At 47.4% G+C, this 1572-nt stretch carries 1 protein-coding gene; it reads left to right on the top strand.

Going from position 1 to position 1572, the window contains the following annotated elements:
• Window positions 1–185: 185 nt before the first annotated feature.
• Window positions 186–1421 (top strand): IS4 family transposase, encoded by a 1236-nt coding sequence (locus KTG12_RS21305; RefSeq protein WP_005640472.1) that lies wholly within the window; start codon window positions 186–188, stop codon window positions 1419–1421.
• Window positions 1422–1572: the final 151 nt, after the last annotated feature.

A 1572-nucleotide genomic window follows, 5' to 3' on the forward strand; every position in this document is an offset into this window, starting at 1 on the left:
TCGGTATAGATGTTTAGCACGTACGTCCTTGAAGTCCTAATCCACTTTGCGGCAATCGAGATGTATTTGAAAATATTGGTGTCCGGTAAAAGTTTGACCGAATCAAAAATACAAGGCTGAATCCCCTCTCGGAGGTCCAGCCTTTTTCGTTACCTTTGTTTCTGCTAAAAAATAAATCAATAACGATGAACAAAGGTAGTCATTTCAACGGACAGCCGGCATATGGTCAGCTGATAAATTTGCTGGACAAGTCAAAAATTCTCCAAATCAGTCAAGAAAAGGGCGGCGAACGGTATGTCAAACACTTTGACGCCTGGCAGCATCTGCTGATAATGTTGTATGCCGTGATCAAACGGTTCGATTCGCTGCGGGAAATCACGGACTCGATGTTCCCTGAAGCGAGAAAGCTTGCCCATCTTGGGATAAGCATGATGCCCCGGCGCAGTACTCTGTCTGACGCAAATGCACGCAGGTCAGAGGGAATCTTTGAGGCAATCTATCGCGACCTGTACAAGACATACCGCAACGAACTTTCATCGGACAGCCGAAACAATCCATCTTCCAGTTGGATAAACCGGCTGCAGATTATCGATTCGACGACAATCAGCCTGTTCTCCAACCTTATCTTCACGGGAGTCGGACGCCATCCGAAGACGGGGAAGAAGAAAGGCGGCATAAAGGTCCACACCAATATCCATGCAAACGAGGGAGTTTCTTCAGATATCAGGTTCACATCTGCCGCCACTAATGACAGTTTCATGCTCAAGCCGTCAAATTACACAAGCGGAGACATCGTTGCCCTGGACAGGGCCTACATCGATTACGCCAAGTTCGAGGAGCTGAGCCGGGCAGGTGTCATATATGTCACCAAGATGAAGAAGAATCTTGTCTATGAGGTTTCTGCTGATACGATATACATGACAGAAAGTGGGTTGATGGCACTTCGGGAACGCCATGTGACATTCACGAAGAAGGTCAAAGATGGCGACGATATAAAGCACCATGCACGCATAGTCACCTACGTCGACCAAAAGAAAAGAGGGGCCAAGCTCATATCCCTCCTCACAAACGACATGGAGATGAGCGCCGAGGATATTGTGGCAATCTACCGGAAACGCTGGGAGATAGAGCTGTTGTTCAAGCAGATAAAGCAGAACTTCCCCCTTCGGTACTTTTACGGCGAAAGCGCCAATGCCATCAAAATCCAGATATGGATAACCCTCATCGCCAACCTTCTACTGATGGTGCTGAAGAAACGCATCAAACGCAGCTGGAGCTTCTCGGGATTGGCAACAATGGTCAGAATCATGTTAATGTATTACGTCAACCTCTACACCTTCCTCGAAGAACCCGACAAAGACTGGTCAAAACTGGTAGCCGAGGCAGAATCGCCACCCAAGGAACTCCTGCTCTTTGGATAGAGGGGCTTACCAGACAAAACAAACACCCGCAATGCCTATCAAGTGACACTGCGGGTAGGCGAATCGTACTACACTAAACTTTAGCGGACAGCAATGATTTGAAAACGAAAGTCTTAATACGACTCGATATGGATAGGCCAAAATCCTTAAC

Origin of the sequence: Parabacteroides sp. MSK.9.14 (assembly GCF_019041495.1) — a bacterium.
GTDB lineage: Bacteria > Bacteroidota > Bacteroidia > Bacteroidales > Tannerellaceae > Parabacteroides > Parabacteroides merdae.